We start from the raw sequence: 26,999 nt of genomic DNA on the forward strand, positions 1-26,999 counted from the left end.
ATAAAGGAGCCGGGATGAACGATAAATCCCCCGAGCAGAACAAACCAGAACTGCTGACTGAACAAGTCTCCAAAGTTTTGGCTTCATTTACACACCCAACGCTGCAACGTAATCTGATTTCTATCAAAGCGTTACATCATTGTGCGATGTTAGACAATGTGCTGCACGTCGAATTAGTCATGCCATTTGTTTGGAAAGGCCCTTTCCAAACGCTGATTAGCGAAAAAACGGCAGAGCTAAAACAACTCACAGGCGCTCATGCAGTTGAATGGAAATTACGCCACGATGTGACAACGCTAAAACGCGCGAACGATTTGCCTGGCATTAAGGGCGTGCGCAATATTCTGGCGGTGAGTTCAGGTAAAGGCGGCGTGGGGAAATCCAGCACTTCCGTCAACCTCGCGTTAGCACTGGCGCAAGAAGGGGCGAAAGTCGGTATCCTTGATGCGGACATTTATGGCCCGTCGATTCCAAATATGCTAGGCACAACATTAGAGCGCCCAACGTCTCCAGATGGCCAACACATGGCGCCAATTATGGCGTATGGTTTAGCGACTAACTCAATCGGTTATTTAGTCACTGATGATAATGCGATGGTCTGGCGTGGCCCGATGGCAAGTAAGGCGTTAATGCAAATGCTGCAAGATACCTTATGGCCAGATTTAGACTATTTAGTTATCGATATGCCACCGGGAACCGGTGATATCCAATTAACACTATCACAAAATATCCCTGTAACAGGCGCGGTTGTGGTGACAACACCACAAGATATCGCCTTAGTTGATGCCATGAAAGGTATCGTGATGTTTAAGAAAGTGAATGTGCCAGTGCTAGGTGTTATCGAAAATATGAGCGCACATATTTGCAGTAATTGTGGCCATGTTGAGCCAATTTTCGGTACCGGTGGTGCAGAAAAACTGGCTGAGAAATACAACACGAAGCTGTTGGGCCAAGTTCCGCTGCACATTTCTTTGCGTGAAGACCTTGACCGTGGTCAACCAACCGTTATGCGCGACCCTGAAGGTGAATTTGCGGATATTTACCGTGAAATCGCATCAGGTATTTCGGCATTAATGTATTGGGAAGGGGATAAAATCCCAACGGAAATTTCATTCCGCGCAGTGTAATTTAGCGTAATTTAATAAGGGCTATTTAGTGTTTAACATTAAATAGCCTTTTTTATTTGTATTGAACACCAACCCAGCAATTTCCCTTTTTCTGATTTATCAGCGGATTGTTTCTCTATTGAGAAAGGATAGCGTAGAATAAAGCGATATGGTTGTTGATGAATTCTTTCCTATGGGCAAGCCCTAAAAGGTGATTATGAAATTTTTAATTTTTATTGTCGTAGTGGTGCTGATCGTTATTTATTTTTATAACCGCATTGTAGCATTACGCGAAGCCGTAGTTTCCAGTGAAACTGAAATTTCAGTTCAATTAGACAGACGCGGAAAAGTGTTTGATAGCTTACTTGCGACGGTGAAAAAATATTTAAGCCATGAAACGGAAGTGTTCAGTAAAATTACCGAACTGCGTACTCAGGCTCAAAATGCAACGGGTGATAAAGCACGTGAAGCGGAAGATGCATTATCCAAAATGGTGAGCAGTGGGGCGATTAACGTTGCAGTTGAAGCTTATCCAGAGCTGAAATCTGACGCAATCATGGCAAATCTGCAAGAAGAAATTGTGTCTTCAGAAAATAAGCTTTCTTTTGCGAAACGTGGTTATAACCGTACATTAGAAACCTACAATGCTTATATCGCGTCGATGCCTGCCGCGCTTATTGTTGGCATTATTCCTAGCTTAAAAATATCGAAAGAATATTGGCGTCTTGACGAAGAGACGATTAAGTCTGAAGAGTCACGTCGTATTAATTTCGACTAATTATCGGTTAATTGTTATTTAGAAAAATTATCGGAACAACTTAGGACGTTCCGATAATTATCTGTGATAGAAAGCAGGGTATTTTATGGATTTTCGTAACGTCATACGCAAAAATAATATTCGGACTCGTTTTGTGGTAATGAGCTATATTTTTATTATGCTTATCATTGGGTTATTAGCGGATATTGCCACGCATCCAAATGAACAGTTAGATTTGTTTGATAATGCAATGGAATTTGTGACGTTAAAAGAAATGCCAATTGCGACATTTATCGTTTTAGGTTTGACATTCCTAGGTTTGATTTATATTCATTTTCGGGGCCATAAAATGATGTTGGCAGGGATGAATGCGAAAGAAATCAACCCAGAAAATGCCATCAGTTCAGAAGAAAAACAGCTGTTTAATATTATTGAAGAGCTTAGCTTAAGTGCAAGTTTAGGCTATATTCCTCGTTTATATATTTTAGAAAGTGATGAACCAAATGCATTTGCCGCAGGTTGGAATGGCCGTAATGCATTGGTTGGTGTGACTCGCGGTCTACTTCAAACATTGAACCGGCAAGAAGTGCAAGCCGTTCTGGCGCACGAGGTCGGTCATATTATACATGGTGACTCGAAGCTGACCCTGTATGTGGGTATTTTAGCGAACGTGATTTTGACGGTAACTAACGTATTTAGTCAGATTTTTATTCGTACCGCAGGACGAAGCCGCAATAATGCGGCGAATAAAGCCCAAATGATTTTAATGGTCTTGAATTTTGTGTTGCCATGGATCACGCAAATTCTGTATTTTTATTTATCCCGTACTCGTGAATATATGGCGGATGCGGCGGCAGTTGATCTCACTTCTGATAACCAAGCGATGATCAGTGCATTGAAAAAAATATCAGGCAAGCACGAAACGCATGAGTATGATGAGAGCAGTACAGGGCAGGCTTACCGTAAAGCGGCTTATATTTTTAATAAAGGGGATTCTGTGTTTTCCACTCATCCCTCTATTGAAAATCGCATTGCTGCATTAGAAGGTAAGAAGCCATTTTAGCCCTATAAATTAAAGGGCTAATCATCAATTCCCCATTTTCTATCAAATATTGGCGTTTTTTTTAGCGAACTTTGTCGAGGGACGCTGGAACAACACGCCATTACCCCCTATAATTCCGCCAACGTAACATTTTGATGTTATGTATTTTCATTTCTAAAATATTTAACCAGGTTATCATTTTATGACTGACATAGCGCATCACTGTACCATTGTAGGTATATCGGGAGCCTCTGCATCTGGCAAAAGCTTAATTGCAAGCACTCTATATCGTGAATTACGAGAAAAGGTCGGTGATCATAATATCGGTGTTATTCCAGAGGACTGTTATTATAAAGACCAAGCAGACGTGCCAATGGAAGAACGGCTTAAAGTGAACTATGACCATCCGAATTCAATGGATCACAGTTTGCTTTTTGAACACCTCCGATCACTAAAAAGTGGTCAAGCAGTAGAAATCCCGCAATACGACTATGTCGCTCACACTCGCAAAGAAAAAACCATCACATTTAAACCTAAAAAAGTCATTATTATTGAAGGCATTTTATTGTTAACCGATAAACGCCTACGTGGTGAGATGGATTTTTCGATTTTTGTTGATACACCACTCGATATTTGCTTGATGCGCCGCATTAAACGTGATGTAAATGAACGGGGCAGAACATTAGATTCCGTGATTGACCAATACAATAAAACGGTTCGCCCAATGTTCTTACAGTTTATTGAGCCATCGAAACAGTATGCCGATATTATTGTGCCTCGCGGTGGAAAAAACCGTGTGGCAATTGATATCTTAAAAGCGAAGATCGGGGAATTCTGCCAAGATTAATTAAGGCAGAAACTAACATTATGAAGGGGGAAACAGCCATGCGTCTTTGTGACCGCGATATAATTCAATGGATGGATGATGGTAAATTAGTGATTAGCCCGCGCCCACCTGTTGAACGGATCAATGGTGCAACCGCAGATGTCCGTTTAGGAAATCAGTTTCGTGTTTTTCGTGGACATACCGCGGCATTTATCGATCTTAGTGGCCCAAAAGATGAAGTAAATGCTGCTCTGGATCGTGTAATGAGTGATGAGATCGTGCTTAGCGAAGACGAGCCATTTTTCTTACATCCAGGGGAATTAGCACTTGCAGTGACGCTTGAGTCTGTTACGCTCCCAGATAACCTTGTGGGTTGGCTTGATGGTCGCTCATCACTGGCTCGATTAGGCTTGATGGTACATGTTACTGCGCATCGTATTGACCCCGGTTGGAAAGGGCAAATCGTGTTAGAATTTTATAATTCAGGTAAGTTACCATTAGCATTACGTCCTGGCATGGTCATCGGGGCGTTAAGTTTTGAGCCATTATCGGGCAGCGCAGACCGCCCTTATAATAGCCGCCAAGATGCAAAATATAAAAACCAACAAGGGGCTGTTGGTAGCCGTATCAGCGAAGACTGATACTCGCTAAACTTCGCGAAAATTGTGTCATTAATGGATTTTAATGGCGTAATTTTCGCCCATTTTCAGGGAAAGTAATGGTGTGAGTTCACGTTGGTGATGGTCGCAGGCAGAGTTTAAGAGAGGGAAGCATGAAACGTTTTTTAACGACACTGATTATTTTACTTGTTGTCATTGTTGCGGGTTTAACCACATTAGTGATGTTGGTAAATCCGAATGATTTTCGTCATTATATTGTCGAGCAAGTAGAGAAAAAAAGTGGCTATCAACTTGAGTTCAATGGGGATATGCGTTGGCACGTTTGGCCGACACTGAGCATTATTACAGGCCCCGTCTCTCTGACTGCACCAAATGCATCCAAACCTGTCTTAAGCGCTGAAAATATGCGCTTAGATGTTGAATTGTGGCCTTTGATTTCCCACCGCTTGTCTGTCGAACAAATTGTGATTGATGGTGCTGTTATCCGTAAAACACCGGAAAGTGAACCTCAAACGCACAGTAGCGACCCTATTGCTCCTGGGGGCTCTACCTCTCAAACGACCTCTGTTGATAAGAGCAACTGGTTGTTAGATATTGAAAAAGTTGATATCTCTAACAGTTTAGTGATTTGGCAAACGTCAAAAGATGAATTTAACCTGCGCAATATTAACCTGTCATTGAAAAAAAATAACAATAAGCAAGTGGCGGTCAAATTCAGTGGTAACTTAAATAAAAACCAGCAAGAGTTTGTGTTCGATACACGTGCGGATATCGATTTATCGGCAATCAATCAAAAAATTAGTGGCCAATTAACGCAGTTTGATTATTCGCTTAGTGGTGTGGATTTGCCTGAAAACGGAATATCTGGGCAAATCATCACAGATTTTTTATATAACAAAGGGCAGGAACCTAGCGCGAGTTTAACTAATCTATCGATTAAAGCCAATGAAAGTCTGTTAACAGGGAATGTTAGCGTAAAATTAAGTGAGATCCCGCAGCTGGCAGTTGAATTAGCGTCTGAAAAATTAGATTTAGATAGCTTGTTAGGCACTGCACCAACTGCGACAACGCCTGAGGCGGAAACCAATAATAACCGTGTTGGAGTCAAGCCTGTTATTTCAGGAACGAGTACACAACGGTATGATTTATCAGGTTTAAAATCATTTACGGCCAATGTTGATTTATCGGTAGGGAATTTAATTTATCGAGGAATGTCGGTAAATGAAGTGGTGATTAGTGCCCAAAATCAAACTCCCCGTTTAACGGTTTCTAAATTACAAGGTAAAGCGTTTGGTGGTGAGTTCTCATTACCTGTTACGTTAAATTATAGCGCGGTGCCAGCGACGGTTTCGGCAAAACCCGACTTTAAAAATATCGATTTAACACCGTTATTAAAAGCGTTTAATATGCCACAAAAACTCAGCGGCATTATCTCCCTCAATGCGGCGTTATCGGGTGTCGGCTATGATGATTATGCAGTGAAAAACCAATGGCAAGGGCCTGTTAATTTCGAGCTGAGAAATGCAAAATTGCATGGGCTGAATATTCCGCAATTAATTCAGCAGTCTATTTCTCGTGTGACGAATAAAATTAATGCCCCCGTGAATACAGGGAATTATACAGAAGTTGAATTATTCACAGTTAAAGGCTATTTAAATAAAGGCAGTATGAATATTTCATCAATGAATGCGAAATCTGCTTTGGTGAATATTAATGGCCAAGGCCGCGTGAATATTCCAAATGAAAGCATTGATGTAAATTTAGGCGTTAATATTTTTGGTGGTTGGGCAGGGGATTCACGCCTAGTTCAGCAATTACAAGGCATGAATATTCCACTGCGTATTTATGGCAATTGGCATAGCTTGCAATATGAGCTGGATGTGGAAAAATTGCTGCGCAATGAATTGCGGACGCAAGCCAAAGAGGCTATTGGTAATTTCTTGAAGAAAGAAGAAAATAAAGGGCTGAATGAGTTATTGAATGCCTTGTAGATAAATTTTATTTAAATAGAAAACGCCTTATTATTCGATAAGGCGTTTTTAATTAACGATTCCTTTTAATATCGTTTCTTTTTATTTCTCGCTCTATCATTTCTCTTTCACTTTTTTTGAGTTCATTGGCAATTTTTGTTTTTAGTTCTTTACTCTTCCCTAACTTATTATTTAATTGGCTTTCTAGTTGAGTTGATTCATTAATGAGAGCATTCAGCTTACCTGTTTTTTTTGTATTGTGTTTATAGCTTGTGATATCTAAAGCCTTTTTTTTATACTCAGCAATACTGTCTTTAAGTTGTGTTAAGCTTTTATTCATTGATTCACATTCATTGGCGCTAGGCCTTATAGATGCATTTGAACTCATCATATTATTAATAAAAGCTCTCACTTCATTCAAAACTAAGTCAATTTGCTTGGCTAATGGCTTGAGTTCCTTATTGTGAATAACGCTGTTAGTTCGTTGTTCTTTAGGTAACTTGTCTGTTTGCACATTAACCGCGCGAATTGCAGCCTCTATCTTGGATGAAGGCTTAAGATTTAAGCTATGTAAGCTGCTAGCATCACATACAGGGCTTATCAGTGGTTTCTGAGTTCTCATATTTTTCTCGCTAAGATAGATATTAAACTGATTTAATTATTCAAGGTTTCAATGTTTTCTGCTTTTAAAAAACGATGAAGAGTACATTTTTACCGTATTATTTGATGTGTAACGGTACGGTATACTGCTTTTCTGTTATGAATTTTTCAAATTTTAGTTGGTACTCAATTTTTAACATCTGGTTTTTTAAAGAGGTTAATATTTTCTGTTTCCTTTTATTGTGCGGGTAACTCGAGTTATTGAGTAAAATCTGGCAATTATTCAAGCAGGTAACTATGGAGTTAAATTCAGATTGCATCTTTATTATGTCATTTGAATGTAATGCCTCATTGTTTGATATCAGTGGTATTATCTTATTATTGAGGTCATTAATTTTCGGTATCATACTTTTTTCAAGTAGCTGAATATCTTTTAAATGAACAGTCTTTTTTGTTTCGGTGGATAATGAATTTTTTTTATTAGGCTGTATTTTTAGTAGTCCAATCGCATCGTTGGTATCGCAGTGTTGGATTTCACATATGGACGAAAAACGGACATTAGTGGTCATTTTTTTACCATGATTACGTGGTGTTTCAACTGCGCTAGGAAAATCAATTGAATAGTTTTTTAGCCTTGTTGCTTGATTTGCAATTGAATTAGCGGTTCTATTGATTTGTGAATTACTGGTTATCTTACGTACAATGAGACTCGATTTTGAAATTGGCAACATGAATTAACCCTTAAATGAATATTATTTAATGATGATAATTATTCACAAAGAAAATGGGTTATCTTGCAAAAAACGCGATTAATTCGTGCTTTGTATAAATCTAATAAATAACTCGTAGGGTTATAGGCAAAAAAATACCGACCTATTGGCCGGTATTTCGGAATTTAGTTAAGGTTAATCATCTTCATATTCATAACCATCCCCTTCACGAGCGGGTGGTATGATTAACACTTTATTGACACGATGGCTATTGACTTCCAATGGTTGGAATATGCAGCCATTAATGGTGACTTGCTCGCCAACTTCTGGAACACGTTGTAAATGCTCCATTAACAGACCCGCGATGGTTTCGTATTCACGTTTGTCATCTAATTCCATCGGCACAAACATGATCAAGTCTTCCAGTGGCATAAAGCCATTGGCAATCCACGTACCGTCATCAAGTTTTTGAATATCATGACGTGAATCATTTTCTTCATCACCAACGGGTAAGTTACCGGCGATGGTTTCCATCACGTCGGTCAATGTCACGATACCTTCAATAGAGCCAAACTCATCGACGACAAATGCAAAGTGAGTATGTGCTTTACGGAACTGTTCCAATGCTTTGAGTAGTGAGAGACCTTCAGGGAAGATCAGCGGTTGAGTGATTAACGCACGTAAATCCAGTGGTTTACCATTTAGTTGCTGCTTCACTAAATCCATCACATGTACAACACCAACAGGCTCATCGCTAATCGTTTCATCAATCACTACAAGGCGTGAGTGCGGGTTTTTCTCCATCAATTGCAATAAATCGCTAGAGGATTTATTGATATCAAGATAGTCCACATCGTGGCGTGAGGTCATGATACTTTCAACATTGCGCTGCGCCATCCCTAACACACGAGCAATCATCAGGCGCTCTTGCGGGTCGAAGACAGATTTGTTGTCAGCGATAAGGTCAGACGTCCGTGGGTCTAATTCACCTCTTTCGTTATTACCGCTTAAAATGCGCAATACCGCTTCAGCTGTACGTTCACGCAGTGGGCGCGAACCAGTCAGGAATTTACGACGGTTAAATTGTGCAAATTGGTTTAGCACCTCAATCATGATTGAGAAGCCGATAGCCGCGTATAGGTAGCCTTTCGGAATAGCGTAGCCAAAACCTTCAGCCACAAGGCTGAAACCAATCATCAACAAGAAGCTTAAACACAGTATGACAATGGTTGGGTGCTGGTTAACAAAGCTAGTTAACGGTTTACTTGCCCAAATCATTAATGCCATTGCAATGGTCACTGCCGCAATCATAACGCCGATATGGTCAACCATACCTACCGCAGTGATCACAGAGTCCAGAGAGAATACGGCATCAAGAACAATAATTTGTGCAACAACAGCCCAGAAATTCGATGTCTTTCTTTGGGTATTAGTGTGTTCGTCTTTACCTTCTAGCCGCTCGTTTAGTTCCATCGTTGCTTTAAACAAGAGGAACAGCCCCCCGATTAGCATGATCAAGTCTCGGGCACTAAATGGGTGCTCGAATAGCGTGATTATCGGTTTGGTGAGGGTAATGAGCCACGACAAGCTGAATAGAAGCACAACACGCATAACTAAGGCTAATAAAAGTCCAGTTACACGGGCTCTATCACGCAGCTTTGGCGGGAGCTTATCTGCCAGAATGGCAATGAAGACGAGGTTATCAATACCAAGAACGATTTCTAGAACGATTAGGGTAGCGAGGCCCGCCCAAATCGAAGGATCTGCGATCCATTCCATACAGTTTGTTTTACCTTCTGATATGACGGCTTATACCGACTGGAGAATAATGCGGTTTGTTGAACGAAATATCAATAAAAATTCACTTTAGTCGGACAATTCTTGACAAAAATGGCGTTGTGTACGTCATCGATTGCATCAATAACTACCATGCTGCACAATCCTAGGTTAATATGTGATCCCGTTAACAGAATGTCAGCACATTGAGGCTGACTTGGTCCTAATCAGACAGGAGTTGTTCATGTCAAAGCAGCAGATTGGTGTTGTCGGAATGGCGGTTATGGGGCGTAACCTTGCGCTCAACATTGAAAGCCGCGGTTACTCAGTGTCTATCTTTAACCGTTCTAAAGATAAAACAGACGAAGTAATTGCCGAAAATCCAGGGAAAAACCTCGTTCCCAACTATACAATTGAAGAGTTTGTTGACTCTCTGGAAAAACCACGCCGCATCTTACTGATGGTTAAAGCGGGTGAAGCAACGGACAAAACAATTGCCTCGCTGACTCCTCATCTGGACAAGGGTGATATCCTTATCGACGGCGGTAACACGTTATTTACGGATACAATCCGTCGTAACCGTGAATTATCCGCACAAGGTTTTAACTTCATCGGTACCGGTGTTTCTGGTGGTGAAGAAGGCGCATTAAAAGGCCCTTCAATTATGCCAGGTGGTCAAAAAGAAGCTTACGAATTGGTTGCGCCAATCCTAAAAGAAATCGCAGCGAAAGCAGAAGGCGAACCTTGCGTGGCTTATATGGGACCAGACGGGGCAGGCCACTACGTTAAAATGGTACATAACGGTATCGAATACGGTGACATGCAATTAATCGCTGAAGCCTATTCATTGTTAAAAGGTTCATTAAACCTGAGCAATGAAGAGCTGGCAGGCACCTTTGCAGAGTGGAACAAAGGTGAATTGAGCAGCTACCTGATTGAAATTACCGCGGATATCTTCAAGAAAAAAGATGAAGATGGTAAATACCTTGTTGACGTGATTTTAGATGAAGCGGCAAACAAAGGCACTGGTAAATGGACGAGCCAAAGTGCGCTGGATTTAGGCATTCCTCTGACATTAATCACTGAGTCTGTTTTCGCACGTTATATTTCTTTCTTAAAAGACCAACGTGTTGCAGCGTCTAAAGTTTTAACAGGCCCAGTCTTAAAACCCGTTGAAGGGGATAAGAGCGCGTTTGTTGAGAAAGTACGTCGCGCGCTGTACTTAGGCAAAATCGTTTCTTATGCACAAGGCTTCCAACAGCTGAAAGCAGCATCAGACGAGTACAATTGGGACCTGAACTACGGTGAGATTGCAAAAATCTTCCGTGCGGGCTGTATCATTCGTGCACAATTCCTGCAAAAAATCACGGATGCTTACAACCAAGATGCAAAAATTGCCAACTTACTGTTAGCGCCATATTTCAAACAAATCGCGGACGAATACCAACAAGCTCTGCGTGATGTTGTGTGCTACGGCGTACAAAATGGTATCCCAACACCAACGTTCTCTGCGGCGATTTCCTATTACGATAGCTACCGCTCAGCGGTATTGCCTGCAAACTTAATCCAAGCGCAGCGTGACTACTTCGGTGCTCACACTTATAAACGTACGGATAAAGACGGTGTTTTCCACACAGAGTGGATGGAATAACGTTAACATCATCCTTTATCGATGATGCAAGAGGCGCTAAATTTAGCGCCTTTTTTGCCTTTCATAGGCAGAATGAATAAATGATGAATTTATTTACTTTATCATTTCTTTTTTGATAGTTTGATTAATCGTTTCTGCTACATTATTCATCAATCATTGAATAACATAACTTTTTACTACGGTATCTGAGCATAGCTTCATGCGTAACTTTCTTATTTTATTGCTTTTATTAGTCTTACTTGGCCCATTGGGTATCGATTTATACCTGCCGACGATTCCTGATATTGCAAAGGATTTAGGCAGCAGTGAATCCGTTATTCAATCGACCATTGCGCTATTTATTTTAGTCCTAGGTTTAGGGCAATTGATTTCTGGGCCGCTGGTGGACAGATACGGGCGCAAACCTATCGCGATGGTTGGTATGGTGCTCTACATTATTGGTGCGGGTGTTGCCATTGCAGCAACGACCCCGACGCTATTTATTGCCTCACGTTTATTGCAAGGGGTTGCCGTTTGTTGTACCTCTGTGGTGGCATTTAGCTGTGTTCGTGACCGCATGAACGGCACTGAAGCGGCTCGCGCATTTGGTTTTCTCAATGGTACATTGAATATTGTGCCAGCTCTCGCTCCGTTATTAGGTGGGTTACTAGCAGAAGCATGGGGTTGGCGCGCACCATTTTGGTTCCTTGCGTTGTATGCCGTCATCATACTGGTATTGATCGCGGTATTTTTGCCTGAGACACGCCCTGCAAACTTACCTAAAGTAAAAGTGATCCCTGTGGAAACCTATTGCCGTGTCTTAGGGAATCGCCAATTTATCATTTTTGCTCTCGTTAATGCGGGCACCATGGGAATGGCATTAACTTATGTTTCCCTCGCACCCACGGTATTGATGGGGGATGCTCAATTAAGCCCGTTAGTGTTTTCCATTGTGTTTGGTATCAACGGCTTTTGGATCATGTTTGCCAGTTATATTGCGAACCACTTTATTCATAAAATTGGGCGACCAGCCTGTTTGCTAGTGGGTAGTTCAATGATGGCAATTGGCTGTTTAGGGTTGATATTGGGCTTTGTTATGTTGCCAGAAGCTATTCAAAGCCATTGGGTTGTCTACATGTTACCTGTGGCCTGTGCCTGTACTGGGCTTGCCTTTATGATGGGTACCGCAACCAGCTATGCTTTGGAACCTTTTGGTAATGAAGCGGGTACGGCATCTGCGTTAGTGGGGTTTGTCCAAATGGCTGGCGGTGCTGGGCTTGGTCTATTAGCTATCGCATTACCTATCGCACCAAAATTATCGTTAGCAATCGTGATGCTTATCGGGTGTATTTTTGGTTTAGTAGCTCGAAAGGCCAGCTTGAGGTTAGCTGAGCCCCATTAATAATGTAAGAGCAGGACGGTAGGCCTGCTCTTATTCATATTGGTTTAAATGGTTAGCCCATTAATGGTCGTGGGTAATTTAAGTTCTCTAATTTCAATATCTTTAGATTCTTTTAGCTCACCTTTAATAAAAATTTTAACTTTAACGGGCTTTAAGTCTCGCTCAATATTCACATGAAAACGGTTCATATGAGATTTTCTGAAATTGGTACCATGGAGTTTGTATTGTCGCGCTGTTCCATCTTCAAGATCGAACTCCAAATAAGAAGAACAAGAATCTAGATTCTTATTGTCTTCATAAACCATACCTGAAGAACCATATAAAATATCTTGTACATGGTTTGATTTTTGTTTTTCAGGATCGGTGACTAAAATTTGCCCTTCAGGATCATAAAAACCAAGTACGGTAATAACGGGAACATCTTGTTTTATTGGTTTTCTGTGTAACCCGTGGAGATGAGATTTAACCCATGACTTACCATCGGAAATATAGGTTATTTTTTCATTTTTTTTAATTTTTTCAGTTTTACCATTAAGGTGAACAGTCGTATCCCAGTCAGCACAAGTTTCTATTATGATGGTATCTTCCGCATTTCTCGATGATGCATCAGGTAAATGTATATTTTTACTATGATAACCATTACCTAGTTTTATTTTAAGCACATCATATTTTTCGAGCGCTTTACATAATTTGTATAGAGAGATATCTTCACCATTTTTAACTGGAACATTAAATTGGAGAAAGCCTGGTAACTCTAAATAGGCATCTTCCATTTTGCTTGTTTCAGAATTCCATTTTTGATAACCCGTTGAGGAATCAGTATTAAACGCGTGAAGTTTTTCTAGTCGCTGTTGGATAGCGGCTAATGTATTTGGCGTATAGAGTGAATAAGCATTATTTGTTTCATCTTTCGGGCTTCCACCATTCATTGCATCATGGTCTGCTCTCCCAGACTGTTCGAAATTTGGAATAAACATATTGTTATCCGCGTCCCAGCCCCATGCTGAGTTCTTTTGATGAGCAGGGCGATGGATACCAAGTTCTGTACGTCCACCATGGAAGTCATTAATATCAAAGTTATGACCTAATTCATGGCTAAACTCATTGCCTATTGAATCCTCAACAGAAGCAAGTCCACCTTTATAACTACCCAGCCCCCCATGGATGACCCTACCATTTTGATATTGGCCAACAGAGTTATAGACGACTATTTGCGGGGTTGGTACAAATGCGGGACCATCATCTGGTGAACTATTAATGCCAGATGTCGCCATATGAATGCCTTCTCCATATGCCCAGCGAGTTATTTTTAAACTTGACTTTTCATGCCAACCCCCATTTTCAGGAATAGCCTCTTTTAAAATCGTTCCATCACTGAAGACAAATTGATCGACCCGCGTTGATTCATAGCGGTTTACGTGGAGTGTTGAGGCTGGAATTTGTTGATAATATTGCCGATTAAACTCGGGAGTATCCCTAAAATCGAATTTATCTCTCGGCTCAGTGAAAATACCAATATCCAAAAGATGTAATTTTACCGTCGTTGGTGCGCCTATCGTGGTCTTTGGTAAGATACCCATTTTATTTTTATGTATAAAATCAATTTTTATATTAGGCTGAATATATTCACCGGGGATCGTTGTTGACCAAGTATTCTCCATATACTCAAGGTTATTCATATGTTCAGGAAGGACTATTAATGGGTTATTTCTCCATTTCTTAATATCAGTGAGAAAATCGAGATGGAGATTTTCCCCTTGTTTGAGCTCTAAATAGTTTCCATCAATATGGATCTTTGTGCTCTTGCTTGCTGCCGTATTAAAGGTGAGATAGCAATCACGATTTCCATTTGGTAATTTGATGGAATCAACCCAGTTTTCATCATTAATATTTATTCTGATTTGTCTTGGATTTCGTAATAGTAGGTTTTCCATAAACTGAGTGCTTTCTTGCATTTGCTCTAGTTTTTCTTTTTCATTGATGACTTCATCATATTGGAAACGTCTCCCTAAGCTCAGTTTTGATGCATCGGCATTGATTGACAGTTTTCTCCAAACACCTTTTTTATCGCAGACAAAATAAAGAAAATCCCCTTTTTTTAAAGTTATCTCCTTATTATTATAATCAATTTTTTTCGTTTCCATAGACTCCGAAGAAAATTGTATTATTTTTGATGCGTATTTTTTATTATTTATTAATTTAAATTTTTTGACGTCATAGCTATCGTGAAGATTTATTTTTATACTTGCGTGTCTATTTAGCAATAGGGGGATCTCAGTATCATAATTTTCTATTTTATCTTTATCATTTAATGCATAATCAAAAGTTTTAGGGATTTTTTTACTCACAGATAGTTCTTTTAGTCTTTTTGTTTCAGATTTTGTTAGCCATCTCCCATTGTTATCACAAATAAATTGGATAGAGTGATTTTTTTCTAGTTTATGATCTTTATTACTATATCTGATAATAATATTTGAATTGGTACTATTATAAAAAACTATATTTTTATCCTGATATTGTGGGTTTGAGTTAAGATGAATAGGTTTAGTCCAATTATCGAATTTTATCCCATTGAAATTAAATTTGATATTATTTGGCTTGGAAATAAGTTGATTAAAATAGTTGGGGCTTTCTAGTACCTTATTGAGCTGATTTACATCTCTAACTTCTAAATCAAAAAAACTCGGTTTTTTAAAGTCTCGAGGCCTTAAATTTGTTTCATAAATACTTAAATAGGATAACTGGGGGAGCTTTGATGGAGGTGACAGCTTTTTAAGATATGACCCTGTTGTTTTATTGTCTGTTATTTCTATATAAACATCTTCGTTATCGGGAATTTTATGTTGGGGTTTAAACATCATTAAGGTTTTTCGGTTAGGCACTAATGTTGGTTGTGTATCTCCTTCAATTCGATTAATAGCTGGAATGATTGAGTTCTGTGCAAAATAAACACTTCCTTTTAGATCTCCGTATGTGTCACTGCTCTCTTTTTGTGTTGAAGTACCAACAAATTTATTTTGATTATAATAAAATTTTCTGTCTTCCTTATTATAAATGGCTGGATTAAGAGGATGAAAACTTTCATTTAAATCTAGATTGGCGTATGGACGTTTGGAAAAGAAATCAGATGTCATGCTATTTAGAACATCCACACAACCATAGAAATGGTCTATATTATCGATTGAATAATTGTTGGTTGGAGCCCCAGATATTAAACTTCTTATGAATGTGCTGAGTAAATTTGTATTTTCAGTCATGGTATGCCTTATGATTTTATTTCTCATCATTAGTTTTAAAGTTCAATATTAATTTATTAAATATTTAATTAAACGTTAAGCGTTTTTTTCTGAATTAAGTCTGAAATAAAGTTTAATAATTATTAATTAATCAATTATTAATTAAATTATAATAATAATAGTATTTATTATTATTAATATGATATTGTGTGATAAGTTTATAGGTAGACTATGAGAGGGCGTTAGATGTTAAATCCCTTATTAAAACAGCCCCGAGTGGCTAAAGGTGATGTGTTTTGAGCGCGAATACATCACCATAGAAAGCGTTCTATGGTAATCATAAACAACTAAAATAGGTTTATTACCATGAATAAGAAACATTGGTCAAAATATCAGTTATTACATGAAGTTGTGAAAAACCCGAACATTCATATTAAAGGCTGCCATAGCTATTACAGTGATTGTTGGGATGACGGTTTTGAAAATTCCGTTGTGCGTTATTTGCAAGGGGATGAGCAAAGTCGCGATTGGCAGCTTGCGTGGGATGTCGACCAACTGTATATCGGCGATTATGTCTGCATTGGCAGTGAAGCGGTGATTTTGATGGGGGGAAACCATACCCATCGGATGGACTGGTTCTGTTTGTATCCTTTTCTTGAATTTATTGATGAGGCTTATATCGGTAAAGGGGATACGGTTATTGGGGACGGTGCATGGATAGGCATGCGGGCGTTTATTATGCCCGGTGTCAAAATCGGTGAGGGTGCCGTCATTGCGACTAACAGTGTGGTCGTGAAGGACGTCGAACCTTATTGCATTGTGGGGGGGAACCCTGCGAAGCTAGTTAAACATCGGTTTGCGCCTGAAATCATTGCAGAGTTATTGGCGTTGAAAATCTATGATTGGCCAGAAGAAAAATTCACTGCATTAAAGCGTGTGATTTGTGGTTCTGATTTTAAGGCATTAAAACAAGCCAGTCTCGAATACGACCAACAGCGTCATTCGTAATTGTTATAAAGGGATTCTGAGGAATCCCTTTTTTGTGATTAGCCAGTTAGCTTTCTTCTGTGCGAATAAATTCAACCAACGTAGGTTGTGCAATCCGTTGGTAATCTTGCGTATTTAAAATAATTGACCGCTCTAACGTTCCTGCATTGAATGCCAGTTCATCAAAACGTGCAAACAGTAACGGATCGGCAATAAGCAATAAATTTGGGTGAAAGCTAAACGGCGGGATCGCACCAAATACGCACTGAGTCAGTTCATCCACTTCTTTTGGGCTTGCCAGTGATGCGCGAGTTCCGCCAATGGCGATGGCGATTTTGCTTAAATCTGCTTGCTTGTCCGCAGGTAAAATGGCTAAAACATGTTGCTTCACCCCATTTCCTTTTACATGGCAAACTAAACCTTTCGCCCCTTGCCCTAATTGCGTGCCACGAATTTTCGCGACTTCTTCTGATTTCCCTGCGGTGGAGTGTTCCATCACACGGTATTTGGCTTGGTTATCATCTAATAACTGCGTTAATTGCCTAAAAATAACGTTCTCTGACACCGTTTTTTTCCCTTTAAAACCCCATCAATAACAAGGAATGATAACAAGTTCATTGGGAGATACAACCGCAAAACGCAAAGGGCAATAAAGACGCTAATTTGGGAAATAGTATAAATTGCATATCAGATGCGTTTTTTACCTGTATTGTCCATCCATCCACGGATTTTATTACGGTATATTCTGAGACGTTTTTATTTATCAATAAATTCAATTGGTTAAAAATAACAAATTCATGTTAATAATGAGAATGGATATTGTTAAGAATTGAGCTTGATCATTTACGCTCTGTTTTATTCTCGGTGGTATAAATTTTTATATAACGAAAATAGATAACATGAAACGTAAAACTCACTTATATGTCATAACGTCGCTGATCGCAGGGATCGCGCCATCCATCGTTGCTGCTCAAGTTTCCGAACAAATCAGCAAACCGAAACAAGATAAAATGCTCGTCACGGCAGCACCGACAAATGTCACCGCAGAGGCCCAAGCTGGCGCAGGTTTCTTTACTTCTCAAATTGACCTTGGGCCATTAGGCGATGTGGAATGGATTGATACCCCTTATTCCACCACCACGATTAGTCGTGAAATGATTGATAACCAGCAAGCAAAAAGTGTCAGTGAGCTGCTGAAATATGCCCCAAGCGCACAGATGCAAGCACGCGGTGGGATGGATGTCGGCCGCCCACAAAGCCGTGGTATGCAAGGTAGCGTTGTTGCCAACAGCCGCTTGGATGGGCTCTATATGGTGTCGACAACGGCATTCCCTGTGGAAATGCTCGACCGCTTAGATGTTATCAACAGTTTAACTGGGGCATTGTATGGCCCAGCAAGCCCCGCAGGGCAGTTTAACTTTACGGCCAAACGCCCTGAAGATATTCAGCGTTTATCATTAGGTTACCAAAGCCGCAATGCCTACAGCGGGCACGTTGACCTTGGGGGGTATTTCGATGCCGATAAACGTTTTGGTTACCGTTTGAATTTAATGGATGAGGAAGGGACGGGTAACTTAAAAGATAGCACCTTACGCCGCAAGCTGGCATCGGTTGCTTTTGATTGGAACATTCAACCAGGCACACAATTGCAACTTAACGCCAGCCACTACAATTTTGTGCAAAAAGGCTATGTTGGCAGCTTTAGCTATGGCCCTGACATTAAATTACCCAAAGCGCCAAACCCACAAGATAAAAACTTAGCTCTGCATACCGCGGGGAATGATTTAACTACCGATACCGTTAGCACTCGTTTAATTCATGACTTCAATGAAGATTGGAAATTAACGGCGGGTGTTGGTTTCCAGCAAGCGGACAGGGCGATGCGCACGGTTTCAAGCCAAATTGTTGATAATCAAGGTGGGATAAAACGCTCATTGTCAGACTCCCCTGCATCAGGGCGTTTTCGCGTTCTGAGTAACTCAGCGGTACTCAATGGCCATGTGGACACGGGCTCCATTGGCCATGATTTATCATTCGCCACCAATGGCTATGTTTGGTCAATTTACAGCTCAAAAGTAAAACCAACGACACGAGATATAAACGGGGGGGAGATCACCAATATATATCGCCCTTCACCAATGGAAGAGCCATCTGATGGGCGTATCCATACAGGTGGATCCCGTTATAAAGCCAGCGAAAACCGTCAACAAAGTATCACCGTAGGTGACACTATCACTTTCGACCCGCAGTGGTCAGCAATGTTTTATTTGAGCCAAAGCTGGATTGAAAGCCAAAGCTTTGACAAACAACACCATAAAACCAGCAAAACCAATGATAATGGGCTAAGCCCACAAGCGGCGGTGATGTATAAAATCACCCCGCAAGTGATGACTTACGTGAGCTATGCGGATTCTCTGGAAGAGGGGGATACCGCGCCAATGAATCAAAATATTAAAAATGAAGGGCAAACGCTCGATGCTTATCGCAGTAAGCAATATGAAATTGGGATCAAAGCGGATGTGGCTGATTTAAACCTTGGTGCAGCACTGTTTCATTTAGAGCGCCCATTTGCTTATGTCGATAATAATGATGTATTTCGTAAACAAGGGGAACAAGTCAACAGGGGGCTTGAACTCACGGCTACAGGCCATGTTTGGCAAGGGTTGAATGTTTATAGCGGCATTACGTTTTTAGACCCGAAATTGAAAGACACGAAAAAAATCGAAGCGCGTGATAAACGCGTTGTGGGGGTGCCTAAAGTCCAAGCGAATATGTTAGTGGAATATGCCCTGCCATCCATGCCTGAATTGGTGTATAGCGCTAATGTGCATTACACCGGTAAACGTGCCGCTAATGATACCAACACCAGTTGGGCGGGAAGTTACACGACGTTAGATCTCGGTACGCGCTACAGCACAAAAATCAATCAAACCCCAACAACGGTTCGCTTATCGGTGAATAACGTCACTGATGAACGTTACTGGGCATCCATCTTCCCATCAGGGATCAATGGTGAAGGCCGTGGAGGGAGTGCCTTCTTAGGGGCAGGCCGTGAAGTTCGCGCAACGGTTACGTTTGATTTCTAATGATAAAAGTCTAGGAGCACGCCGTTTTACATTAAGGTAAAGCGGTGTGATAAATATGAGAAAAACAATTTTCCTGCAATTGGTCATTTTACTGTTTGGGCTGTTCATGGGCAGTGCAATACAGGGGAAGACAGATAACCCGCAATTGCGCATCGCGACGCCTTGGCCTGCACAAAATACCATTATTATGATGCTTGGTTACGGCGAGCAAATTGTCGGTACCTCGGTGATTGCGAAAAAAATTCCGTTGTTTCGCCAAATGTTGCCAAATATTGATGATGTTCCGGTGATCAGTATTAGCAACCAACTGAGTCCCGAACAGATCATTTCATTACGCACCGAATTACTGTTTGTCGCCAAAGGAATGGAAGTCCCACAGCGTGATTTATTAGAAAGTGCAGGGGTAAAAGTGGTTGAATATCCCGCTAACTCTTTAAAATCGTTACAAGAAAGGGTACAGGCTACGGCAAAAGAGCTGGGCCCCGATGCACAAAGCAAAGCGATTGAATATCAACATTATTTCGATCGCAATGTGGCATTGGTCAATGCGCGGCTGGCGGGCTTAACGGAAGCGGAAAAACGCACGGTTTACCACAGTATGGGAAGCACGTTGTTTACCTCGGGGCGACCGTCATTAAATCAAGATTGGATGGATTTAGCCGGGGCAAAAAATGTGGCAGAAACATGGTTTGCAGATAAAAAAAATAACTCTGGTGAGGTATTACTGGAAACGATTATCGCAGCGAACCCCGATGTGATTGTGGCGATGAACAAGGAAGATGCCAATATCATCAAATCATCTTCCCAATGGCAAGAGATGGACGCGGTTAAAAATCAGCAAGTGTATGTGAACCCGAAAGGCATGTTTTGGTGGTGTCGTGAAACGTCTGAAGAAGCGTTGCAGTTCTTATGGCTAGCTCAAACGCTGTATCCAGAGCGTTTTGCGGATATCGATATGCAGCAAGAAACGGCCGATTTCTACCTGAAATTCTTTGGTATTTCACTGAGTGAGGCGCAAATCGATAATATTTTGCACCCATAAAATAATACTGCCTGCTAAGCAGGCAGTGTTTAGATTACTGGTGACGCTCTTTTAAGCGCTTGATAATCGTGCTTAAATCGAGCTCTTGGTCTTGTAGTAACACCATTAAATGGTACATCAAGTCCGCGGCTTCGTTTGTCAATTCTGCGCGGTCATTAACGGTTGCAGCTAGTGCGGTTTCAACGCCTTCCTCACCCACTTTTTGTGCGATACGTTTAGTGCCGCTGGCATAGAGGCGAGCGGTATAAGAGCTTTCAGGCGATGCGGTTTTGCGCTCTTTTAACAGCGTTTCTAGCTCAAATAAAAAGCCCCAATCGCTTTGTGCGGGCGCAAAACAGCTTTGCGTGCCGTTATGGCAGGTTGGGCCATCTGGCAGGGCAAGTGCTAATAAAGTGTCGCTATCGCAATCAGGGTAAATGTCCACTAAATTTAGAAAATTATTGGACGTTTCCCCTTTTGTCCACAAACGCTGTTTGGTTCTTGAATAAAAGGTCACTTTGCGGCTGTCTAAGGTGACTTTTAGTGCTTCAGGGTTCATGTACCCCAGCATCAGCACATCCCCTGAAACTGCGTGTTGTACGATAACCGGCATTAGGTTATCGACTTTTTGCCATGCCAGTTGGCTACATTGTTCTGTGGTTAACATACTCTAATTTGAACTCCATTTTCGGCTAGGTATTGTTTTAAGTCACCGATATTAATGATCTGTTTGTGGAAGACGGAAGCGGCTAAAGCACCATCAACACCTGCATCAGCAAAGGCATCAAGGAAGTGAACTTTTTCACCTGCGCCACCTGAAGCAATTAATGGTACTTGGCAAACTTCACGCACTTTTTTCAGTTGTACCAGATCATACCCTTGGCGTACACCATCTTGGTTCATCATATTTAGGACGATTTCGCCCGCGCCGCGTTGCTGGGCTTCTTTGACCCAATCCAAGGTTTTCCAACGGGTTTGTGTGGTGCGTTTTTCATCCCCTGTAAACTGGTACACTTGATATTCATTGGTGCTGTCATCGAACCACGTATCAATGCCCACGACGATGCACTGAACGCCAAAGCGGTCGGCTAAACGGGTGATTAACGTTGGGTCAGACAGTGCAGGGGAGTTGATGGAAATTTTATCTGCGCCAAAAGACAAAATCTGCGCCGCATCTTCCACACTTTTAATACCGCCCGCTACACAGAACGGGATATCAATTACTTCGGCGACTTTAGCGACCCAGCTTTTATCGACAACACGGCCATCTGATGATGCAGTAATATCATAAAAAACCAGTTCATCAGCACCTTCTTGGGCATAGCGCTGTGCCAATGGCACGATATCACCGATAATTTCGTGGTTACGAAATTGCACACCTTTAACGACTTGCCCGTCGCGAACATCCAAACACGGAATTATGCGTTTTGCCAACATTCGATTGCCTCCGCAACGGTAAATTTACCTTCAAGTAATGCTCTGCCCACGATAACCCCAGCAGCGCCTGACGCTGGAATCGCCGCGATATCTGCTAAATTACCAATGCCACCTGAGGCTTGAAAGGCAATATCAGGGAATTTCTGGCTGATTTCTTGGTACAGATTGACGTTGGAGCCTGCCAGTGTGCCATCTTTTGAAATATCGGTACAAAGGACGTGTTTTAAGCCATAAGGACGATAGATTTCTATGGCTTGCTCCAAGGTTAAATTGGAGTTTTCTTGCCAGCCACTAATGGCGATTTCTTTCACGCCTTCGGCATTGATCCGTACATCTAACGCCAACACAATCGCTTCACCGCCGTAGGTTTCAAACCAGGTTTTCACCAGTTCAGGTTTGGTGACAGCCGTTGAGCCAATCACTACGCGAGTTGCGCCCGCATCTAATAATGCTTTGACGTCGTCTTCAGTACGAATACCGCCGCCCACTTGTACGGGCACACTCACGCCTGCTAATAGTTTTTTTAGCAGCGGAATTTGGCGTTTTTGCGGGTCTTTTGCGCCGGTTAAATCCACAAGGTGCAGAAGCGTCGCGCCTTCTTTTTCATATTGTTGTAAACGCGGTAGTGGGTCAGTGCCGTAATCAGTTTGCTTGGCGTAATCCCCCTGATGTAACCGTACCACGGTGCCATCAATTAAATCTAATGCAGGAATGATCATGGTGCTTACATCTCCAAAAAGTTTTGAATCAAGCGAGCACCAGCGGCACCTGAACGTTCAGGGTGAAATTGCACGCCGAAAAAGTTGTCGCGATTCACTGCACTGCTAAATGGGTTACCATATTGGGTTTGCGCGATGGTATTTTCTGAAATTGGCATTGAATAGCTGTGCACAAAATAGAAATAAGCATCATCACTAATTCCTTTAAATAACGGGTTCCCCGCGAGCGCTTTCACTTGGTTCCAGCCGCTGTGAGGAACGGGTAAGCCATTGGCATCCATTTTACGCACAGGGCTATCAATCAGTCCAAGTAATGGAATTTCCGTTTGGCCTTCTTCGCTGATGCTGCCGAGTAATTGCATGCCCAAACAAATCCCTAAAACAGGTTGAGTTAATGCTCTGATTAAGGGCACTAATTCACGTTCTACGAGCTTTTCCATCGCTGCACTTGCTGTGCCCACACCGGGTAAAAATACCTTATCGGCTTGTAAGATGGTGTTGGTATCACGGCTCACCACAGGGTTGTAACCTAGGCGTTGCACCGCATAAGTGACCGACGCTAAATTGGCACAGCCTGTATCAAGGATGACAACGTTCATCAAAGAACCCCTTTTGAACTTGGTAACGTATCCCCTTCAACACGGATGGCTTGGCGCAATGTGCGACCAAACACTTTAAATAAGCTTTCCGCTTTGTGGTGATCGTTTTTCCCTTTGGTTTTCAAGTGCAATGTACAACCCATCGCGTAAGACAGCGAACTAAAGAAGTGCTCAATCATTTCGGTGCTTAAATCGCCCACGCGTTGGTATTTAAATTCAGCTTTATATTCAAGGTGAGGGCGCCCTGAAATATCCAGCGCACAGCGTGCTTGGCATTCATCCATCGGCAGTACAAAACCAAAGCGCGCGATGCCGCGTTTATCGCCCAGTGCGACTCTCAGCGCTTCGCCTAAAGCAAGGCCAGTGTCTTCAACGGTGTGGTGGTCATCGATAAATAAATCCCCTTTGACTTCAACATTTAAGCGGAAACCACCGTGGGTTGCGATTTGGTCTAGCATGTGGTCAAAGAAGCCAACGCCCGTGTTAATTTTGCTGCCACCTTCTTGGTCTAACCAAACTTCCACCAGAATATTAGTCTCTTTAGTGACGCGCTCAACACGTGCATGGCGGTCGCGTTTGGTTAATTGGGCAGTGATGGTTTCCCAATTGAGGTCGGTCGCGCTATAGCGTAACCCTTTGATCCCCATGTTTTTAGCCAGTTGGATATCCGTTTCACGGTCACCGATAACATAGCTATTGTCGCTGTCGAGCACATTGCTGTCTAAGTAACGCTCAACTAACTGAAGTTTAGGTTTGCGACAAGCACAATTATCTTCAGGCTTGTGCGGACAAATCAGCACTTCATCAAATTTTACGCCTTGTGATTCAAAAACTTGCATCATCAAGTTGTGTGGCGGCTCAAAGTCTGCGGTCGGGAAGCTATCGGTGCCTAAGCCGTCTTGGTTGGTTATCATGACTAAACGGTAATTGGCTTTTTGCAGTGCAAGTAAGCTTGGAATGACGGCCTTTTCGAAGGCGAGTTTACTTAAGCTATCCACTTGGAAATCAGTCGGTGGCTCGGTAATTAATGTTCCATCACGGTCGATAAATAAAATTTTCTGGCTCATGAGTCATTCCTAATTAGCAAAGTGCTTCAATAGCTTCAATAACACGGACATTTTCAATTTCTGTCCCGATGGTAATACGCAGGCAATTTTCTAGGCCCGGCTGCTTGCTTTGGTCACGTAAGATAATGCCTTGATCCCACAGGGCTTTAAAGACTTTATTGCCGTCAGTAAAGCGCACCAAAATGTAGTTGGTTTCGCTTGGGTAAACTTTTTCGACAACCGATAAATCACGCAGTGCTTCAGACAGGGCAATGCGGTTTTCCGTTACCGTCGCGACACGGCTTTTCATGGTGGCGATGCCTTGTGCATCAAGTGCTTGCGCTGCAATCATCGCAACTGGGGTCGATAATGGGTAAGGGGCGATAACTTTTAATAAAACCTCAATGACATCAGGTGACGCGAGTGTGAAGCCACAGCGCAGGCCTGCTAGCGCAAAAGCTTTTGATAAGGTTCTTAAAATCACCAGATTTGGGTATTTTGCTAACCAGCTAGCGACACTGTATTGTGGGCAAAACTCAATATAGGCTTCATCGACCACTACCAGTGCGCGGCCTGCGGCCATCTCTAACACTTCCAGTAACTCTTTGTTATCGATAATGTTGCCCGTTGGGTTATTTGGGCTGCAAATATAAATCAGTTTGGTATTCGTTAGGTTTTCGCGAATAGAGGCCACATTTAATGACCAATCTGGCAGTGCCATGATTTTTTTCTGTTCGACGCCAAAAGTTTCAGCACTGACGCTGTACATGCCGTATGTCGGCGGGCAGAACATCACGGCATCTTTGCCCGGTTCGCAAAATGCGCGGATCAGCAATTCAATGGATTCATCCGCACCACGGCATACTAAAACTTGTTCAGGCGTAATGCCTGCGTAGGTCGCATAGTTATTGATCACTGCCACAGGTTGACATTCTGGGTAACGGTTTAGGTTGCGCTCACTAAATTGGTAATCAGGGGCGATAGGGTATTCGTTCGCATTGAGCCAGACGTCCCCATTTCCCCCTAAACGGCGTGCAGACATATACGGAGTCATGGTTTTGACATTTTCACGCGCAAGGCTGGCGGCATTAAATTTTTGGCTCATGACTTACTCCTGATTTTGTTTGTTAAGTTCTGCGACGCGTAAAGTCACCGCATTTTTATGGGCAGTCAATTGTTCCGCCTGCGCTAACGTTTCAATGGTGTTGGCTAAGCCGAGTAAACCTTGTTTAGACAGCTTTTGTACCGTCATGCGTTTCATAAAGTCCGCAAGACCTAGGCTTGAATAGGTTGCTGTATAACCATAGGTCGGTAAAACGTGGTTGGTGCCTGAAGCGTAATCCCCAGCAGACTCTGGTGACCAATCACCTACAAACACAGACCCTGCACTGGTGATGTCCGCGACTAAATCATCAGCATCACGAGTTTGTAAAATTAAGTGCTCAGGCCCGTAACGGTTGCTGATTTTCACACATTGTTTGATGGAGTCAGCAATAATAACGCGGCTGGCGCTCAGGGCTTCTCTGGCAATTGCAGCGCGAGAAAGCTGGGCGAGTTGTTTTTCTGTTTCTGCTATCACGCGCTGGGCGAAGTTTTCGTCATCGGTTAATAAAATGACTTGAGAATCTGGGCCGTGCTCCGCTTGAGATAGCAAGTCAGATGCTGTAAATGCAGGGTTAGCTCGGCTATCGGCAATCACTAATACTTCAGACGGCCCCGCTGGCATATCAATTGCTGCGCCTTCATGGCTTTGACTGACTTGGCGTTTTGCTTCGGTCACATAAGCGTTACCGGGGCCAAAAATTTTATCGACCGCAGGAATGCTTTGTGTACCAAAGGCCATGGCTGCAATCGCTTGCGCACCACCGACTTGGAAAATCTCTGTAATGCCACACAGTTTAGCCGCATACAGGATTTCATCGGCAATTGGTGGTGGTGAACATAAAATAATTTTGCGGCAACCTGCGATATTTGCAGGCGTACCTAACATCATGACGGTTGATAATAGCGGAGCCGAGCCACCCGGAATATACAAACCAACCGCATCAATTGGGCGCGTGACTTGCTGGCAAACAACACCCGCTTGGGTTTCTACGGTAATGGGCGCGGGGATCTGCGCTTCGTGAAAACGGCGAATATTGCTAATTGCGGTTTTCATGGCCGTTTTAATTTCATCGCCTAAGCGGCTTTCGGCATCATTGACGGCATTTGGCGCAACACGCACTGTGTCAATTTCAGTTTTATCGAAACGACGACTTAAGGCTTGGAGGGCGATATCGCCCTCACGACGGACTTGGTCGATAATGCCACTGACCGCGGAACTAATGCTGCCAGAGGCAGCAATAGCAGGGCGCATCAGCAATGCGTTTTGTTGTTGTTCGTTGCAATCTGCCCAGCGAATTGGCTGGTTGAATCCCATTTCCATGACG

The 26,999-nt window shown here is 42.2% G+C and carries 23 protein-coding genes; 11 read left to right on the top strand and 12 right to left on the bottom strand.

Features of this window, described 5'->3' with window-relative positions:
* The first annotated feature begins 14 nt into the window (after positions 1 to 14).
* From apbC to asmA, 6 genes are all read left to right on the top strand, one after another.
* Positions 15 to 1,127 (top strand): iron-sulfur cluster carrier protein ApbC, encoded by a 1,113-nt coding sequence (apbC, locus tag AC4IFT_RS09690; protein ID WP_219244217.1) that lies wholly within the window; start codon positions 15 to 17, stop codon positions 1,125 to 1,127.
* A 196-nt stretch (positions 1,128 to 1,323) separates the two neighbouring features.
* On the top strand, positions 1,324 to 1,884 hold the full coding sequence (locus AC4IFT_RS09695; RefSeq protein ID WP_273804443.1) for a LemA family protein: 561 nt from the start codon (positions 1,324 to 1,326) through the stop codon (positions 1,882 to 1,884).
* A gap of 85 nt (positions 1,885 to 1,969) precedes the next feature.
* Positions 1,970 to 2,926 (top strand): zinc metalloprotease HtpX, encoded by a 957-nt coding sequence (htpX, locus tag AC4IFT_RS09700; protein ID WP_490751220.1) that lies wholly within the window; start codon positions 1,970 to 1,972, stop codon positions 2,924 to 2,926.
* 181 nt (positions 2,927 to 3,107) lie between these two features.
* Positions 3,108 to 3,752, top strand: coding sequence for a uridine kinase (gene udk, locus AC4IFT_RS09705; RefSeq protein WP_219244214.1), 645 nt, complete (start codon positions 3,108 to 3,110; stop codon positions 3,750 to 3,752).
* 38 nt (positions 3,753 to 3,790) lie between these two features.
* Positions 3,791 to 4,372: a dCTP deaminase gene (dcd, locus tag AC4IFT_RS09710; protein WP_206085396.1), complete on the top strand. Its 582-nt coding sequence runs from the start codon at positions 3,791 to 3,793 to the stop codon at positions 4,370 to 4,372.
* A gap of 131 nt (positions 4,373 to 4,503) precedes the next feature.
* Positions 4,504 to 6,342, top strand: a complete 1,839-nt coding sequence (asmA, locus tag AC4IFT_RS09715; protein WP_490751221.1) for an outer membrane assembly protein AsmA — start codon at positions 4,504 to 4,506, stop codon at positions 6,340 to 6,342.
* A 52-nt stretch (positions 6,343 to 6,394) separates the two neighbouring features.
* Here the strand turns inward: asmA and AC4IFT_RS09720 are convergent, their stop codons facing one another.
* The 3 genes from AC4IFT_RS09720 to AC4IFT_RS09730 all read right to left on the bottom strand — a co-directional run bounded on the left by AC4IFT_RS09720 (position 6,395) and on the right by AC4IFT_RS09730 (position 9,410).
* Positions 6,395 to 6,943 (bottom strand): hypothetical protein, encoded by a 549-nt coding sequence (locus AC4IFT_RS09720; RefSeq protein WP_490751222.1) that lies wholly within the window; start codon positions 6,941 to 6,943, stop codon positions 6,395 to 6,397.
* Positions 6,944 to 7,040: 97 nt separating this feature from the next.
* Positions 7,041 to 7,652, bottom strand: a complete 612-nt coding sequence (locus AC4IFT_RS09725) for a hypothetical protein (RefSeq protein ID WP_490751223.1) — start codon at positions 7,650 to 7,652, stop codon at positions 7,041 to 7,043.
* A gap of 174 nt (positions 7,653 to 7,826) precedes the next feature.
* Positions 7,827 to 9,410, bottom strand: a complete 1,584-nt coding sequence (locus AC4IFT_RS09730; protein WP_490733082.1) for a TerC family protein — start codon at positions 9,408 to 9,410, stop codon at positions 7,827 to 7,829.
* Between the two features lie 241 nt (positions 9,411 to 9,651).
* Between AC4IFT_RS09730 and gnd the strand changes: the two genes are divergently transcribed.
* Entirely contained in the window at positions 9,652 to 11,058 is a 1,407-nt protein-coding gene (gene gnd / locus AC4IFT_RS09735; protein ID WP_219244209.1) for an NADP-dependent phosphogluconate dehydrogenase, read from the top strand.
* A 199-nt stretch (positions 11,059 to 11,257) separates the two neighbouring features.
* Positions 11,258 to 12,439: a multidrug effflux MFS transporter gene (locus AC4IFT_RS09740; protein ID WP_490733079.1), complete on the top strand. Its 1,182-nt coding sequence runs from the start codon at positions 11,258 to 11,260 to the stop codon at positions 12,437 to 12,439.
* A 44-nt stretch (positions 12,440 to 12,483) separates the two neighbouring features.
* On the opposite strand, the gene AC4IFT_RS09745 is transcribed toward AC4IFT_RS09740, so the two are convergent.
* On the bottom strand, positions 12,484 to 15,696 hold the full coding sequence (locus tag AC4IFT_RS09745) for a M66 family metalloprotease (RefSeq protein WP_490751224.1): 3,213 nt from the start codon (positions 15,694 to 15,696) through the stop codon (positions 12,484 to 12,486).
* A gap of 345 nt (positions 15,697 to 16,041) precedes the next feature.
* On the opposite strand from AC4IFT_RS09745, the gene AC4IFT_RS09750 reads away from it, so the two are divergent.
* Entirely contained in the window at positions 16,042 to 16,683 is a 642-nt protein-coding gene (locus tag AC4IFT_RS09750) for a CatB-related O-acetyltransferase (protein ID WP_490751225.1), read from the top strand.
* 46 nt (positions 16,684 to 16,729) lie between these two features.
* On the opposite strand, the gene AC4IFT_RS09755 is transcribed toward AC4IFT_RS09750, so the two are convergent.
* On the bottom strand, positions 16,730 to 17,227 hold the full coding sequence (locus tag AC4IFT_RS09755; protein WP_490733073.1) for a YbaK/prolyl-tRNA synthetase associated domain-containing protein: 498 nt from the start codon (positions 17,225 to 17,227) through the stop codon (positions 16,730 to 16,732).
* A 334-nt stretch (positions 17,228 to 17,561) separates the two neighbouring features.
* On the opposite strand from AC4IFT_RS09755, the gene AC4IFT_RS09760 reads away from it, so the two are divergent.
* Together AC4IFT_RS09760 and AC4IFT_RS09765 are read left to right on the top strand one after the other, a co-directional pair.
* Entirely contained in the window at positions 17,562 to 19,748 is a 2,187-nt protein-coding gene (locus tag AC4IFT_RS09760; protein ID WP_490751226.1) for a TonB-dependent receptor, read from the top strand.
* A 67-nt stretch (positions 19,749 to 19,815) separates the two neighbouring features.
* Positions 19,816 to 20,790, top strand: a complete 975-nt coding sequence (locus AC4IFT_RS09765; RefSeq protein WP_490751264.1) for an ABC transporter substrate-binding protein — start codon at positions 19,816 to 19,818, stop codon at positions 20,788 to 20,790.
* Between the two features lie 34 nt (positions 20,791 to 20,824).
* On the opposite strand, the gene hisIE is transcribed toward AC4IFT_RS09765, so the two are convergent.
* The 7 genes from hisIE to hisD are packed head-to-tail and all read right to left on the bottom strand — an operon-like array spanning position 20,825 to position 26,995.
* A complete protein-coding gene (gene hisIE / locus AC4IFT_RS09770) occupies positions 20,825 to 21,436 on the bottom strand; it encodes a bifunctional phosphoribosyl-AMP cyclohydrolase/phosphoribosyl-ATP diphosphatase HisIE (RefSeq protein ID WP_490733067.1) in 612 nt (203 codons plus the stop codon).
* Positions 21,430 to 22,206, bottom strand: coding sequence for an imidazole glycerol phosphate synthase subunit HisF (gene hisF / locus AC4IFT_RS09775; protein ID WP_219244200.1), 777 nt, complete (start codon positions 22,204 to 22,206; stop codon positions 21,430 to 21,432). Before hisF ends, hisIE begins: the two co-directional genes overlap by 7 nt.
* Entirely contained in the window at positions 22,188 to 22,925 is a 738-nt protein-coding gene (gene hisA / locus AC4IFT_RS09780) for a 1-(5-phosphoribosyl)-5-[(5-phosphoribosylamino)methylideneamino]imidazole-4-carboxamide isomerase (RefSeq protein WP_353243271.1), read from the bottom strand. Before hisA ends, hisF begins: the two co-directional genes overlap by 19 nt.
* A gap of 5 nt (positions 22,926 to 22,930) precedes the next feature.
* Entirely contained in the window at positions 22,931 to 23,524 is a 594-nt protein-coding gene (gene hisH, locus AC4IFT_RS09785; RefSeq protein ID WP_490733061.1) for an imidazole glycerol phosphate synthase subunit HisH, read from the bottom strand.
* Entirely contained in the window at positions 23,524 to 24,591 is a 1,068-nt protein-coding gene (gene hisB, locus AC4IFT_RS09790; protein WP_490751227.1) for a bifunctional histidinol-phosphatase/imidazoleglycerol-phosphate dehydratase HisB, read from the bottom strand. Before hisB ends, hisH begins: the two co-directional genes overlap by 1 nt.
* Positions 24,592 to 24,604: 13 nt before the next feature.
* Positions 24,605 to 25,675, bottom strand: a complete 1,071-nt coding sequence (hisC, locus tag AC4IFT_RS09795) for a histidinol-phosphate transaminase (RefSeq protein ID WP_490751228.1) — start codon at positions 25,673 to 25,675, stop codon at positions 24,605 to 24,607.
* 3 nt (positions 25,676 to 25,678) lie between these two features.
* Positions 25,679 to 26,995: a histidinol dehydrogenase gene (hisD, locus tag AC4IFT_RS09800; protein WP_490751229.1), complete on the bottom strand. Its 1,317-nt coding sequence runs from the start codon at positions 26,993 to 26,995 to the stop codon at positions 25,679 to 25,681.
* Positions 26,996 to 26,999: the final 4 nt, after the last annotated feature.

Source organism: Providencia sp. UF-183, assembly GCF_058246155.1.